At 63.1% G+C, this 13,268-nt stretch carries 15 protein-coding genes; 10 read left to right on the top strand and 5 right to left on the bottom strand.

Going from position 1 to position 13,268, the window contains the following annotated elements:
• Nucleotides 1-105: 105 nt before the first annotated feature.
• The 4 genes from dnaG (at nucleotide 106) to X757_RS140820 (ending at nucleotide 5,417) form a co-directional block, all read left to right on the top strand.
• The gene (dnaG, locus tag X757_RS140805; RefSeq protein ID WP_023683795.1) at nucleotides 106-2,046 is read left to right on the top strand and encodes a DNA primase; all 1,941 of its coding nucleotides are present in this window, start codon (nucleotides 106-108) and stop codon (nucleotides 2,044-2,046) included.
• A 412-nt stretch (nucleotides 2,047-2,458) separates the two neighbouring features.
• The gene (rpoD, locus tag X757_RS140810) at nucleotides 2,459-4,483 is read left to right on the top strand and encodes an RNA polymerase sigma factor RpoD (protein ID WP_023672446.1); all 2,025 of its coding nucleotides are present in this window, start codon (nucleotides 2,459-2,461) and stop codon (nucleotides 4,481-4,483) included.
• A gap of 190 nt (nucleotides 4,484-4,673) precedes the next feature.
• Entirely contained in the window at nucleotides 4,674-4,967 is a 294-nt protein-coding gene (locus tag X757_RS140815) for a GYD domain-containing protein (RefSeq protein ID WP_023672447.1), read from the top strand.
• A gap of 69 nt (nucleotides 4,968-5,036) precedes the next feature.
• Nucleotides 5,037-5,417, top strand: coding sequence for a DUF393 domain-containing protein (locus X757_RS140820; RefSeq protein WP_023683796.1), 381 nt, complete (start codon nucleotides 5,037-5,039; stop codon nucleotides 5,415-5,417).
• Between the two features lie 45 nt (nucleotides 5,418-5,462).
• Here X757_RS140820 and X757_RS140825 read toward each other — a convergent pair whose 3' ends face one another.
• A complete protein-coding gene (locus X757_RS140825) occupies nucleotides 5,463-5,720 on the bottom strand; it encodes a DUF2798 domain-containing protein (protein WP_023683797.1) in 258 nt (85 codons plus the stop codon).
• Nucleotides 5,721-5,992: 272 nt separating this feature from the next.
• Here X757_RS140825 and X757_RS140830 point away from each other — a divergent pair, with 272 nt between their 5' ends.
• The 3 genes from X757_RS140830 (at nucleotide 5,993) to greA (ending at nucleotide 7,622) form a co-directional block, all read left to right on the top strand.
• The gene (locus X757_RS140830; RefSeq protein WP_023727448.1) at nucleotides 5,993-6,667 is read left to right on the top strand and encodes a PadR family transcriptional regulator; all 675 of its coding nucleotides are present in this window, start codon (nucleotides 5,993-5,995) and stop codon (nucleotides 6,665-6,667) included.
• Between the two features lie 101 nt (nucleotides 6,668-6,768).
• Nucleotides 6,769-7,062: an HlyU family transcriptional regulator gene (locus tag X757_RS140835; protein WP_023672451.1), complete on the top strand. Its 294-nt coding sequence runs from the start codon at nucleotides 6,769-6,771 to the stop codon at nucleotides 7,060-7,062.
• Between the two features lie 101 nt (nucleotides 7,063-7,163).
• Nucleotides 7,164-7,622, top strand: coding sequence for a transcription elongation factor GreA (gene greA, locus X757_RS0134935; RefSeq protein WP_031251573.1), 459 nt, complete (start codon nucleotides 7,164-7,166; stop codon nucleotides 7,620-7,622).
• Nucleotides 7,623-7,693: 71 nt separating this feature from the next.
• On the opposite strand, the gene X757_RS140840 is transcribed toward greA, so the two are convergent.
• Nucleotides 7,694-8,272, bottom strand: a complete 579-nt coding sequence (locus X757_RS140840; protein ID WP_245260622.1) for a hypothetical protein — start codon at nucleotides 8,270-8,272, stop codon at nucleotides 7,694-7,696.
• A gap of 218 nt (nucleotides 8,273-8,490) precedes the next feature.
• Entirely contained in the window at nucleotides 8,491-9,126 is a 636-nt protein-coding gene (locus X757_RS140845) for an FMN-dependent NADH-azoreductase (protein ID WP_023689756.1), read from the bottom strand.
• 109 nt (nucleotides 9,127-9,235) lie between these two features.
• Between X757_RS140845 and X757_RS140850 the strand changes: the two genes are divergently transcribed.
• Nucleotides 9,236-10,192, top strand: a complete 957-nt coding sequence (locus tag X757_RS140850) for a LysR family transcriptional regulator (RefSeq protein WP_023727447.1) — start codon at nucleotides 9,236-9,238, stop codon at nucleotides 10,190-10,192.
• On the opposite strand, the gene X757_RS140855 is transcribed toward X757_RS140850, so the two are convergent.
• Nucleotides 10,125-10,751, bottom strand: coding sequence for a TetR/AcrR family transcriptional regulator (locus X757_RS140855; protein WP_023672456.1), 627 nt, complete (start codon nucleotides 10,749-10,751; stop codon nucleotides 10,125-10,127). The two genes, X757_RS140850 and X757_RS140855, sit on opposite strands and share 68 nt — an antisense overlap.
• Nucleotides 10,752-10,817: 66 nt before the next feature.
• On the opposite strand from X757_RS140855, the gene X757_RS140860 reads away from it, so the two are divergent.
• Together X757_RS140860 and X757_RS140865 are read left to right on the top strand one after the other, a co-directional pair.
• Nucleotides 10,818-11,243 carry a VOC family protein gene (locus X757_RS140860; protein WP_023711210.1) on the top strand — a complete coding sequence of 142 codons (426 nt, stop codon included), beginning with the start codon at nucleotides 10,818-10,820 and terminating at the stop codon, nucleotides 11,241-11,243.
• A gap of 94 nt (nucleotides 11,244-11,337) precedes the next feature.
• Nucleotides 11,338-12,249, top strand: a complete 912-nt coding sequence (locus X757_RS140865) for an arginase family protein (RefSeq protein ID WP_023727446.1) — start codon at nucleotides 11,338-11,340, stop codon at nucleotides 12,247-12,249.
• Nucleotides 12,250-12,253: 4 nt separating this feature from the next.
• On the opposite strand, the gene X757_RS140870 is transcribed toward X757_RS140865, so the two are convergent.
• Nucleotides 12,254-13,204, bottom strand: coding sequence for a S1C family serine protease (locus X757_RS140870; RefSeq protein WP_023705829.1), 951 nt, complete (start codon nucleotides 13,202-13,204; stop codon nucleotides 12,254-12,256).
• Between the last annotated feature and the right edge of the window lie 64 nt (nucleotides 13,205-13,268).

Raw genomic sequence — 13,268 nt, 5'->3', positions numbered from 1 at the left:
TGGCTGTAGAACCGGGCTTTTTGGCTGTGGAAACCGGGTATGGTCCGCAATAAGGGTCGTCGGATTCCGCGAGCATGATTATATGAGGGACAAACGAGTTCCCCAATGCGCTTTCCGCCCGCCTTTCTCGATGAGATACGCGACCGTGTGCCGATTTCATCGGTCATCGGCCAGCGCGTCGCATGGGACAGGAAGAAGACCAACGCCTCGCGCGGCGACTATTGGGCCTGTTGTCCGTTCCATGGCGAAAAGAGCCCCTCCTTCCACTGCGAGGACAAGAAGGGCCGCTATCACTGTTTCGGCTGTTCGGTGTCGGGCGATCATTTCAAGTTCCTGACCGAGCTCGACGGATTAAGCTTTCCCGAAGCGGTCGAGAAGATCGCCGACATGGCCGGCGTGCCGATGCCGGTGCGCGACGAGCGGGAAGAACAGCGTGAGAAGGAACGCGCCAGTCTGACCGACGTCATGGAGATGGCGACTGCCTTCTTCCAGGAGCGGCTGCAAGGACCGGAGGGTGCAAAAGCCCGCGCCTATCTCAGGGATCGCGGGCTGACGCCGGCGACGCAGCAATCGTTCCGGCTGGGCTTTGCGCCCGACAGCCGCAATGCGCTGAAGGAACATCTTGCCGCCAAGGGTGTGCCCAAGGCCGACATCGAGGCCTGCGGGCTGGTGCGTCATGGCGACGACATCCCGGTCTCCTATGACTGGTTCCGCGATCGCATCATGTTCCCGATCCCGGATTCGCGCGGCAAGATCATCGCCTTTGGCGGCCGCGCACTGGCGCCCGATGCGCTGGCCAAATACATGAATTCGCCCGACACGGAGCTCTTCCACAAGGGCAACGTGCTCTACAATTTCGCCCGCGCCCGCAAAGCGCTGGCGAAAGGCGGCACGGTGATTGCCGTCGAAGGTTATATGGACGTGATTGCGCTGGCGCAGGCCGGCTTCGAGAATGCCGTGGCGCCGCTCGGCACCGCGCTCACCGAAAACCAGCTCGAACTTCTGTGGCGCATGGCGCCTGAGCCGATGCTGTGCTTCGACGGCGACCAGGCCGGGCTGAAGGCGGCGTGGCGGGCCGCGGATCTCGCGCTGCCGTCGGTGCAGGCCGGGCGGTCGGTGCGCTTTGCGCTGTTGCCGGAGGGCAAGGATCCCGACGATCTGGTCAAGGCAGAAGGGCCGGACGCGTTTCGTGCCGTGCTGGCGGAAGCGCGGCCTCTCGCTGATTTGTTGTGGATGCGTGAGACATCCGGTGGCGTCTTCGACACGCCGGAGCGGCGGGCGGGGCTGACAAAGACGCTGCGCGAACTGACCAGCCGCATCCGCGATGAGAGCCAGCGCTACCACTACCAGCAGTGGATGCGCGAGCGGGAGCTGACCTTCTTCAGCGCCCAGCGCGAAGTGCGGCAAGGTCGCCAGGACTGGAAACCGGGGCAGGGCAAAACGCCCGCACCCGGCGGACAGTTCGCCAAAGGCAGCGGGGCAGGCGCGCGCGCCGCGATCACCGAAAGCCTCGGCCGCTCCGCCATGGTCAAACGCGGTGGCGAGATGATGTCGGTGCGCGAGGCGACGATCATCGTAGCCCTCGTCAACCATCCGGCGCTGATCGACGAGAACTTCGCCCATGTCGAGTTCCTCGATCTCGCCAACACCGATCTGCAGCGGCTGCACGCCGCCATCCTCGATGCGATGGCGCACGACATGGCCAATGACCGTAGCGCGGTGATCGCCACCATCGAACGTGCCGGCTGCAGCGATATCTGGGGGCGCGCCGTGGCGCTCATCCAACGGGCCAGGCAATGGCCCGCGCTGGAAACCGCAGCGCTTGACGATGCCCGCGACGCCTTCAACCAGGCGCTGCACTTGCAGCGCAGCGCGCGCACCTTACATAAGGAGCTGAAACAGGCGGAAGCAGCGCTCGCCAGCGATCCCACTGACGAAAACTACCGGCACCTCATCGAGATTCAGGCGCAGTTCCGTGATGTACAAGCAACGGAAGCGCTGATCGAAGGCTTCGGTGTGTCCTCGGGCAGGGGTGGGCGCGTGTAGGTCGAAACCTGCGCAAGAATGGATGATGTACGTGCTGCGCGTCGAATCGACGCCTCTAAGTCGGGTAATTGATTCGCTTTTTTGATGCGAATCATGCGAGAGGCGCTTGACCTTCTGGCAGAATGACGGAATCAGGACGATTCGAAACCTTAACCCGTGCCGGCGTCGATGGAAATGCACTGACGCGAGGTGCTGATCACTGGACAGGCTGTCAGCCTGCCACAGATATCAGGGTTAATCTGGACTTAATGCATATCGCCCAAAAGTGAAAACCGGTTTTGGGGGCACGATATGAACAAACAAAAGAGTTGATTCGGTTACCGGCCCGGTTAAGCGCCACCAGCGCATGTAGTTTGACCGGTGCGGCAGCTACGCGGCTTCGATGCTCGGCCGCTAGGAGAAGATAAAGACTATGGCGACAAAGGAAAAGGAAGAGGTCGAGACCGAACGTGAAGGCGCCACCGATGGGCCTCTGCTCGACCTTTCCGATGATGCTGTCAAGAAGATGATCAAGGCCGCCAAGAAGCGCGGCTATGTGACTCTCGACGAACTCAACGCGGTGCTGCCGTCGGAAGAGACCGATCCGGATCGCATCGAAGACATCAATGCGATGCTGTCCGACATGGGCATCAACGTGGTCGAGGACGACGATCAGAGCGAGGAGCCCGAGGCCGCCGACAGCAATGCCGACGCCGAGGAAGACGCCAACGAGCTGGCCGAGCAGACCGGCACCGCCGTCGCCGCCACGACCACCAAGAAAGAGCCGACCGACCGCACCGATGACCCGGTGCGCATGTATCTGCGCGAGATGGGCTCGGTCGAGCTCCTGTCGCGCGAGGGCGAAATCGCGATCGCCAAGCGCATCGAGGCCGGCCGCGAGACGATGATTGCGGGCCTCTGCGAAAGCCCGCTGACCTTCCAGGCCATCATCATCTGGCGTGACGAGCTCAACGAATCCAAGATCCTGCTGCGCGAGATCATCGACCTCGAAGCCACCTATGCCGGCCCCGAAGCCAAGCAGGCGCCGGTGGTCGAGCGCATCGAGGAGGCGCCCAAGGCCGAGGACAAGCCGAGGCGTGGACGCGACGAGGAAGACGACATCACCAATGTCGGCGCCGACACGCGCGGCCTGGTCGATGACGACGAGGAAGACGAGGATGAGGCGAGCCTGTCGCTGGCGGCGATGGAAGCGGAACTGCGCCCGCAGGTGATGGAGACGCTCGACGTCATCGCCGACACCTACAAGAAGCTGCGCAAGCTGCAGGACCAGCAGGTCGAGAACCGTCTGGCCGCGACCGGCACGCTGTCGCCAAGCCAGGACCGCCGCCTGAAGGAGCTGAAGGACCAGCTGATCAAGGCGGTGAAGTCGCTGTCGCTCAACACGGCGCGCATCGAGGCGCTGGTCGAGCAGCTCTACGACATCAACAAGCGGCTGGTGCAGAACGAAGGCAAGCTGCTGCGCCTGGCCGAAAGCTATGGCGTGCGCCGCGAGGAGTTCCTCAAGGAATATCAGGGCTCCGAGCTCGACCCGAACTGGACACGCTCGATCGGCAATCTCACCTCGCGCGGCTGGAAGGAATTCACCAAGAACGAGAAGGACGCGATCAAGGATCTGCGTTCGGAAATCCAGAACCTCGCCACCGAGACGGCGATCTCGATCCTGGAATTCCGCAAGATCGTCAACCAGGTGCAGAAGGGCGAGCGCGAAGCCGCTATCGCCAAGAAGGAAATGGTCGAGGCCAACCTGCGCCTCGTCATTTCCATCGCCAAGAAATACACCAATCGCGGCCTGCAGTTCCTCGACCTGATCCAGGAAGGCAATATCGGCTTGATGAAGGCGGTCGACAAATTCGAATACCGCCGCGGCTACAAGTTCTCGACCTATGCGACATGGTGGATCCGGCAGGCGATCACGCGTTCGATTGCCGACCAGGCGCGCACCATCCGCATTCCGGTGCACATGATCGAAACGATCAACAAGATCGTGCGCACGTCGCGCCAGATGCTGCATGAAATCGGCCGCGAGCCGACGCCGGAGGAACTGGCAGAAAAGCTCGCAATGCCGCTCGAAAAAGTGCGCAAGGTCTTGAAGATCGCCAAGGAGCCGATCTCGCTCGAAACCCCTGTGGGTGACGAAGAGGATTCGCATCTGGGCGATTTCATCGAGGACAAGATGGCGATCCTGCCGATCGATGCGGCGATCCAAGCCAATCTGCGCGAGACCACCACGCGGGTGCTCGCCTCGCTGACGCCGCGCGAGGAGCGGGTGCTGCGCATGCGCTTCGGCATCGGCATGAACACCGACCACACGCTGGAAGAAGTCGGCCAGCAGTTTTCGGTCACCCGCGAACGTATCCGCCAGATCGAGGCCAAGGCGCTGCGCAAGCTCAAGCACCCGAGCCGGAGCCGCAAGCTGAGGAGCTTCCTCGACAGCTGATACCGGCAACAGACCAGCATTCGAAAAGGGCGCCGATGGCGCCCTTTTTGTTGCCGGGTGAAGGCTCTTGTCGCCCATCTCCGTCGGGAGGATACTTGCCTGGTCGGATGCATGTTCTGGGCGAAAAACCGGATGTCCGCCCCGGCTGATGTCCTCAGCCGTGCTCCGTGGCGCCGGAGGGAGGTGTGTGATGACAACCTACATCCTGCTGATGAACTGGACAGAACAGGGCGCCAGAAATATCCGAGAGTCGCCGAAGCGGCTCGATGCCGCCAAGAAGCAACTGGCCGACATGGGCGGCTCGTTCAAGGCGTTTTACCTGACTATGGGCGAATATGACATGGTGGCGATTATCGAGGCGCCCGACGATGCTGTGCTTGCTCGTTTCGCCCTGATGCTGGCAACGGGTGGCAGCGTCAAGACGCGAACGCTCAAGGCTTTCCCGGAATTTGCCTATCGCGAGATCGTCACTTCGCTTGGATAGCGCTGGGCGTGGGTCCGTGCGGCTCGGCGTCATATTGCGGGGCCGTGCCGTCAAGGCGATAGTCGCGCCATGTCCAAGCCTGCGCTGACCGTCTGGTACAACACACGCTGCCCGGTTTGCGATGGCGGCATCACCCGGCAGAAACGGCGGCTGATCGAGGCGATCAAGGCCGGGCGGATCGAATTCCGCGACATCAACCTCGAACCGGCGGCGCTCTCTGGCTACAGCGCCTCGCTGGAGGACATACGCCGCCGGCTGCATGCCACCGATGCCGAAGGCAGGCTGCTGGTCGGCGCCGATGTCGCGGTTGCCGTCTGGCGGGCGACGCCGGGCGAGGGCTGGCTGGCGACGCTCTTCGGCAATCCGGTCGCGCTGCCGCTGACGCGGTTCGCGTACAATCGCTTCGCCGATCTTCTCTATGCCTGGAACCGGCGCAAGGGCCGCTGGTAGCGAGGCAAGGCCCGAAGATATCTGCGGGCCTTACCGTCATGGGCGTTACCGGGACGCCGGCTCGCAAAGCCAGCCGACAATGCGGCGCACCGCCGGCAGCACCATGAGCAACGTTGGGAACGCTACCAGCCAGGACAGGCCCCAGGCAGTGAGCCAGACAGCCGGCAAATCAGGTTGCAGTCCAAGGCTTTTCAGCGTCGATATGAACGAGACGATGAAGGTCATCAGCAGCGACAGCACCAGCGGGCTGACGATCGCGGCATAGCGCGCCGGCAGCTTGCCGCGCTTACGGTTCGTGGTCATTTTTGGATTTTCCTGAAACATCCGGTCCGTCGCATTTGGCATCCATTGCGCCGGGTTTCCGGCGGAACTGCCCGGAAAGACCGGGGTGGATGCGTTGCTTGACGTCAGACGCTTACGGAGAGGTTTTGGCCCTCACGCGCTTTCTAGCTGCCGGCGGCGGCGAAATCAACCTTCTGGCGCCGCCTTTAGATACATCGTAAGATATATCTTGACTCGTCGGCGGGGCAAGCCTAATTAAGATGTATCGTAAGTTATAACTCAAGGAGCAATTCATGCACAGACATCATCCCTTTGGCGAGCGCGCCGAGCGCGCTTTCCTGCATATGGCCGGCAAATTTGGTGGCAGAGGGGGCGGCTTCGGGCCGTTCGGCCACGGCGGACGTGGCGGTGGACGCGGCGGCCCTGGCGACATGTTTCGCGCCGGGCGCATGCTGGCCGACGGCGATCTGAAGCTGATCACCCTGTCGCTGCTGGCCGAGGCGCCGCGCCACGGCTACGACATCATCAAGGCGCTGGAAGAGCGCACCAGCGGCATCTACAGCCCGAGCCCGGGCGTCGTCTATCCGACGCTGACCTTCCTTGAAGAGGCCGGCTATGCGGCTTCAGCCGCGGACGGCAACAAGAAGGTGTTTTCGATCACCGAGGCGGGGCAGGGGCATCTCGCCGAGAACCGCGAGATGATCGACGGCGTGCTCGAGCATCTGGAGCGCTTCGGCCGCAAGATGGCGAAAGCGCGGGACTGGTTCGGCTGGAACGACGACGGCGAGGAAGGCGGACGGCGTGGTGGACGGGGTCGCTCGGAAGCCCGCGAGGAGTTCCGCGCCGTGCGTCACCGGCTGCGTGCCGCGCTCGGCGATCTCGTCGACGCGCCGGCTGAAAAGCAGGCCGAGGCGATTGCAGTCCTGGAAGCCGCCGCTGAAGCCCTGGAAGCGCTATCGCGCGGTTGACCCCTGGCGAGAACGCTTGCCCGTTCGACTGAGGAACGGTACTGAAAATCATCCTGCACCGCGAGACGTGGTGCAGGATGATTGCCGTTGGAGGAAGCCCCATGTCTTTTCTGAAGCGTCTTTTCGGTGGTGGCGGTGAGGGGGGCGAGCCCAAGAGCGCAGCACCGGCAAAGCAGGTTGAGCACAAGGGATTTTTGATCAGCGCCACGCCCTACAAGGCGGAGGGCGGCCAGTACCAAACTTGCGGCGTGGTTTCGAAGGAAGTCGACGGCGTGATGAAGGAACACAAATTCATCCGCGCCGATCGCTTTGCCGGACTGGACGACGCCGTCGACATCTCGATCAAGAAGGGCATGCAGTTGGTCGACGAGCAAGGCGAGAGGATGTTCGGGTAAGGGCCGAACTGGTCGAGGCGCCGAACATAGGTTTTGCGCCGGTCATCCGTCGCCAGAATCTCGAATAACGGCAGTGGGCGGCAAGCAGAAAGTATCGACAATTGAGCGTAGCGTTTGCCAAGGAGGAAAGCGCCGAGGCAGCATCGGAAACCATCCTGCCGGCTCGCCCTGTCTCCGATCGGGTCAACCTTGTCACGGAAGCGGGCCTCAAGACGCTGCAGGTTGAATTGACTCGCGCCCAGCAAGCTCTCGAGGCCGCTAGCGTGCTGGAAGATGTCAATGAGCGGCGACGCCAGTCAGCGGTTCCGGTTCGAGATATGCGTTACTATGCCGAGCGCGTCCGTACGGCACAGCTTATGCCGGTGCCCACCTCTAATGAGGTGATCGCCTTCGGGCACACCGTTACCTTCAAACGTGATGATGGCCGCACTCAGACCTTCCGCATCGTCGGAGAGGATGAGGCCAACCCGTCTGAAGCTTCCATATCGCATGGTTCGCCGGTTGCCATCGCGCTGACCGGAAAAACCGTTGGCGACTTTGTCCAGCTAGGGCCGCGTTAACTTGAGATCCTGTCCATTTCCTAGGACGCAGGTATGATGCGCGACCGAGGCCGGTGCACCTTGAGACGTGATCAGATGCCCGCAATTGCCAAAAGCCAAGCCAGGATGTCGAGCAGCAGAAAAACCAGCGCAATCTGCAACGCCAGCCGGAGCCGCTGGATAATTCGCCAGTTGCCGGCCATGTCCGCCTTGATCCGAAGGGCAAGCGCGCGGCGCATGGCCGACATTGTCGTCGGCCTGTCGCCGTCGACATATTGATCAAGCAGATCTTCCGGATCGAAGCGGAATGTATATTGGTGATAGGGCCAAAGCATGAAGACGATCAGCCCGCCGATGCCGAACAACAGGGCCACTGCGGTCCAATCCCAAAGCCCAAGCCCGTTGGAAAGCGCCGCACCGCCGAGTAGCGAGTTGGCAAATGCGATGGCAAAGACAAGGCTGCCGGCGCGGGTGCTCATGTTCTCCACAAGCGTCTGCTGTTGAGTGAGACCTCTCACCGCCTCCTGATAGATGAACGCGAGACGCGGATCATCGTCGGCAACAGCGCTTGCGACAATTCCGTTGTTCTCTCCTCCACTCGGACATTCGGCCATAAGTTGCCTCTCTGTTTTGACAGGGTTGCACGAGTTTAGCCCGATCCGTCGGTGCAAAAACAGATTGGCCGTGGACCAACGGCAAATCCGATGGCGATGCCGGGGGCTCCAAGCCTATGAGGGCCAGCTGATGAACGGGCAAGAATAGTTGGCAGCCATCGAAAACCCCGCCACGAACACCACGCCATCTGCCGGTGGACCCTGCTCTCGGCCCCGGACAGCAAGAAGGCAGGCGCCGAAGCGCCCGCCTTTTCAATGCGAATGACGGGGTGTGCTTACGCGGCGATTTGCGCGCTCGCGGTCTTGGCCACCACGGCATCGACCTTGGCGGTCGCCTTGGCAAGTGCGGCGGTGACGGCATCAGGGCCCATGCCGACGCCTTCGATGCGGATGACGTCGACATCGGTCATGCCGAGAAAGCCGAGCACGCCGCGCAGATAGGGGATGGCGTGATCGAACTGCACGGCCGCACCTTCGGAATAGATGCCGCCCGAGGCGAGTACGATATAGACCTTCTTGCCGGTGACGAGGCCCTTGGGACCACCCTCGCCATAAGAGAAGCTCTTGCCGGAGCGGGAGATGTGATCGACCCAGGACTTCAGGGTTGAGGAGATGTTGAAGTTGATGAAGCCGGTGGCCAGGATCACGGTGTCGGCTGCGAACAGTTCGTCAAGCACGATGTCGGAGACGCCGACGACTTCGGCCTGGCGCGGCGTGCGGGCTTCAACGGGGGTGTAGATGCCGGTCGCATAATCGGTGTCGATGTGCGGCAGCGGGTTGGCCACGAGGTCGCGTACGACGAGCGTATTCGACGGGTCGGCGGCGACGAGCTTTTCAGCGAATTCGGTAGCGATACGGGTCGAGTGCGAGGCAGCGCCGCGCGGGCTCGAGGTTACAAGCAGGATAGACATAGCGGTTCTCTCCAGTGGGAATTGATTTCTCCCGACTGATATGGGCCTACCGACCCATTCAAAAAACTGGTATATTATCTATATGATCCATCCATAAAGTAGGTATACCGTGCAGCCCAATCCGACGCTCGACCAATTGCAGATCCTGGTTGCGGTCGCCGACACCGGCAGCTTCTCAGCCGCAGGCCGCAAGCTTAACCGCGCGCAGTCCGTCATCAGCTACGGCATCGCCAATCTTGAAGCGCAGCTTGGCCTGAAACTGTTCGAGCGCGAGGGCACGCGCGAGCCGCAGCTGACCGAAATCGGCCGGGCGATGCTGGAGGACGCCCGGCGCATGGTCGGCATGCTGCAGCGCATCCGTTCGCGTGCCGACGGTCACCATCAGGGGCTGGAGGCTGAAGTTGCGCTGTCGGTTGACGCGGCGCTGCCCTCGCCAGTGCTGGTGCGGGTGCTGAAGGCGTTCGAGGCGCAGTTCCCGACCGTGATGATGCGACTGCATATCGGCACGCTCGGTCTGATCCCCGACCATGTCGTCAGCGGACAGTCGGATCTTGGCATCGGTGGCTTGCTGGGCGAGGTCGACGTGCATCTCGTGCGCATCGGCTTCATGTCGATCGTGCTGGCTGCCGCCCCCACCCACCCTCTGGCACTGCTGCCGAAACCGGTGGCGCTCGAGGATGCGCGAGAGCACACCCAGCTGGTTGTCAGCGACCAGTCGGAACGCACCAAGGGACGCGACTTCGGCGTCTTTGCCTATCGTACATGGCGGCTGACAGATGTGCGTATCAAGCATACGTTGATGCGCGAGGGGCTGGGCTGGGGCGGGTTGCCGCGCTGGCTGATCGCGGACGATTTGGCCAGCGGCAGGCTGGTCGAACTCGACCTTGAACCCTTTAGCGAGGTGCGCTCATCGCTCTATGCCATGCACCGCGCCGACCGCAGCCCGAAACCGGCGGCGGCCTGGCTGATCGACCAGTTCAAACGCCAGCTCGGCTGCTTCAACGAGTTCGACCCGGACGACCTGCCTGAGGATGAGCCGGAGACAGCCCATCGATCAGAGCCATGAGCACGGCGCGATAGTCTTCGGCCGAGGCGCCGGCCTCGACGGCAAGTGCTGCGCGGTCGAAGGCAGCGGCGAGCAAAGCGGTCAGCGCATCGGCCGGCAGTCTGGTCATCGACTGTTCGCGCATTGCCGCAACCAGGCCTTCGCGCAGCGACCGGTTGCCGTGGCGATTGTCGATCGCATCCATGGCGGCGCGGCCAAGCACGGCCGGCCCGTCGAGCAGCAAAAGCCGCGTGCGGCCGGGCGCGCGCATGGCGGCGAGATAGGCGTCCGAGCCGGCAATCAGCGCATTGCGGGCAAACAAAGAAGGCGGCGAGGCGCGCTCGATCTCTTGCGCCACCGCCGCCGCCTCCTGCTCGACCACGGCGGCAAACAGCGCCTGCTTGTCGGCAAAGTGGTGATAGAGCGCGCCGCGGGTGACGCCGGCGGCCGCAACGATCTCCGGCGTGCCGGTCTCGGCATAGGACTTTTCGATGAACAGTTTGCGCGCCGCAGCGATCAGGTCGGCGCGCGTCGCTTCGGTGCGGTCGCGGTTGGAGCGGCGCGGGGTTTCTCGTTGCATACATGCAGCCTGTATGTTATTTCGAATTACATGCAAACTGTATGTTGGCTAACGGGAGAAAGAAAGATGAAGACGACGAGCTATTATCCGGTGCTGATGACGGGCGACGTAGCCGGCACAAAAGCCTTCTATATCAATCACTTCCGCTTCAAGCCGCTGTTTGCGAGCAACTGGTATGTGCATCTGCAGTCTGCCGAGGATCGCCGGGTCAATCTCGGTATCGTCCAGGGCGACCACGAGACGATCCCCGAGGGGGGGCGCGGCCGCACATCGGGGCTGCTGCTCAATTTCGAGGTGAGGGATCCTGATGCTGTCTATGAACGGATCGTTGCGGCCGGCCTGCCGATCCTGTGCCCGCTGCGCGACGAACCCTTCGGCCAGCGCCATTTCATCACCAGGGATCCCAATGGCGTGCTGATCGACGTCATCAAGCCGATCCCGCTCAGCCCGGAATTTCAGGCGCAATTCGCGGCGGGCGCGGCGGGCGCCTGAACAATGGCAGCAAATGTCGGCAGCGGCTCCGGCCGCTGTGGCCGGACCCGCACCATGCGGTCTATGTTGGTGATGTTGAAGCTGGGCCTGCCGCATGCGTGACATCTGCCTTGTTCGTGCGCCATCCAATCTCGGCCTTCGGCCCTTGGAGCCGGGCCATGTGCCCGGCACCTGGCGTGCGCCGCAGGCGCTGAGCGAAGCTGGTTTGATCGAGTCGCTGGCGCCGGGGCGGGTGGTCGATCTCGACAGACCCGCCTACAGTACCGAACCGCAACCGGGCACTAGGCTGCGTAATGGTCCGGCGATCCGCCGCTTCAACCTCGATCTTGCCGAGATCGTCACCCGTGCGCGTGGGCAAGGCGAGTTCCCGCTGATCATCGGCGGCGACTGCTCGATCCTGCTTGGCGCACTGGTCGCCGCGCGGCGCTCGGGCGCAGTCGCCCTGATCCATTTCGATGGCCACAGCGATTTCCGCCATCCCGGCAACTACGATGTCAATGCCTCACTCGGCTCGGTTGCCGGCATGGATCTGGCACTTGCCACCGGACGCGGCGAGGCTTTGCTGGCGCAATGGCCAGGTGTTGTCGGTCCGCTCGTCGCCGACGAGGCGGTGGTTCAGATCGGCGAACGCGAGAGCCGCGATGCCGATTTTGCCTGGCCCGACATCAATGCGACCGCCGTGACGCGCATCGACGTCTTTGCCGCGCAGGAACTCGGCGCGGCTGGAGTGTTGCAAAAGACAAGAGCGACGCTGGCGCGCGCCGGCTGTCCCTACTGGCTGCATCTCGATGTCGATGTGCTCGACCAGACGGTGATGCCGGCGGTGGATTCGCCCGGCAGCCCCGGCATCGACCCCGATGAACTCGTTGCCATTCTGTCGGCGCTGGCAGCGGACCAGCGCTGCACCGGCTTGGACATGACGATCTACGATCCCGACCTCGACCCGACCGGTGACCTTGCGCGACTGCTGGTGTCGCTGCTCGGGCGGGTGCTCAAGCCTCGATAAAGGCTCAGCTCGCCCTTGCTACCGGCGTCACCGTCACCTGGCTGACGCCGGTGCGGCGCACCACTGTGCATAGCGTCTCGCGGCCGATGCGTTCGGCGTCGAGCATGCGCACGAGGTCGTCGACGCCGGTGACCGGGCGACCGTCTATCGCCGCGATGATGTCGCCTTCCCTGAGGCCGGCCTTCGCCGCGGGTCCGTCTTTCTCGACGCTGCGCAGCCGCACCGCAGTACTGGTGGTCACCTGCGACAGGAGCGCTGCGCGGCGCGGCAAACTGGTGGTGTCGGCCGAGATGCCGATGAAGGCGCGCCGCACGCGGCCGAAGCGGATGATCTCCGAAATGACGAAGTTGGCGGTGTTGGAAGCGACCGCGAAGGCGATGCCTTGCGCGCCGTGGATCATGGCGGTGTTGACGCCGATGACTTCGCCTGCCGACGACACCAGCGGTCCGCCGGAATTGCCGGGATTGAGCGCGGCATCGGTCTGGACGACATCGTCGATCAGCCGCCCGGTCGAGGCGCGCATCGAACGGCCAAGTGCGGAGACCACGCCTGACGTTACGGTCCATTCGAAGCCGAGCGGATTGCCGATGGCAATGGCGATCTGGCCGCGCCGCAGCCGCTTGGAATCGCCGAGCGGCGCGACTTCGGTGAAGCTGCCATCGGCGCGCACCAGCGCGATGTCGGTGTCAGGGTCGCGGCCTAGCACGCGGCCTTCGCTGGAGGCGCCGTCGGGCATAGAGACGCGCACCGTTTTGGCATCGCCAACGACATGGAAATTCGTAACGACCAGCCCGTCCGGGGTGATGACGAAGCCGGAGCCATGGCCACCTTGGCCACCGACGCGCTCGATGCGGCAGACGGCTGGGCCGATGCGGTCGACGGCGTCGGCGACTGTCGTCGAATAGGCGTCGAGCAGTGTGTCGTCGGTCTCGAATTTGTGGGCGGCGAGGGCCATTGGCGGGGCTCCGTGTTTTCAGGCGCGATGATGACTATATGTGCGGAGCGGCTCGAACTGCCGC

It is taken from the genome of Mesorhizobium sp. LSHC412B00, from assembly GCF_000503035.1.
Classification (GTDB): domain Bacteria; phylum Pseudomonadota; class Alphaproteobacteria; order Rhizobiales; family Rhizobiaceae; genus Mesorhizobium.
The sequence above is the reverse complement of the archived record's forward strand: the minus strand, read 5'-3'. Positions and strand labels throughout refer to the sequence as shown.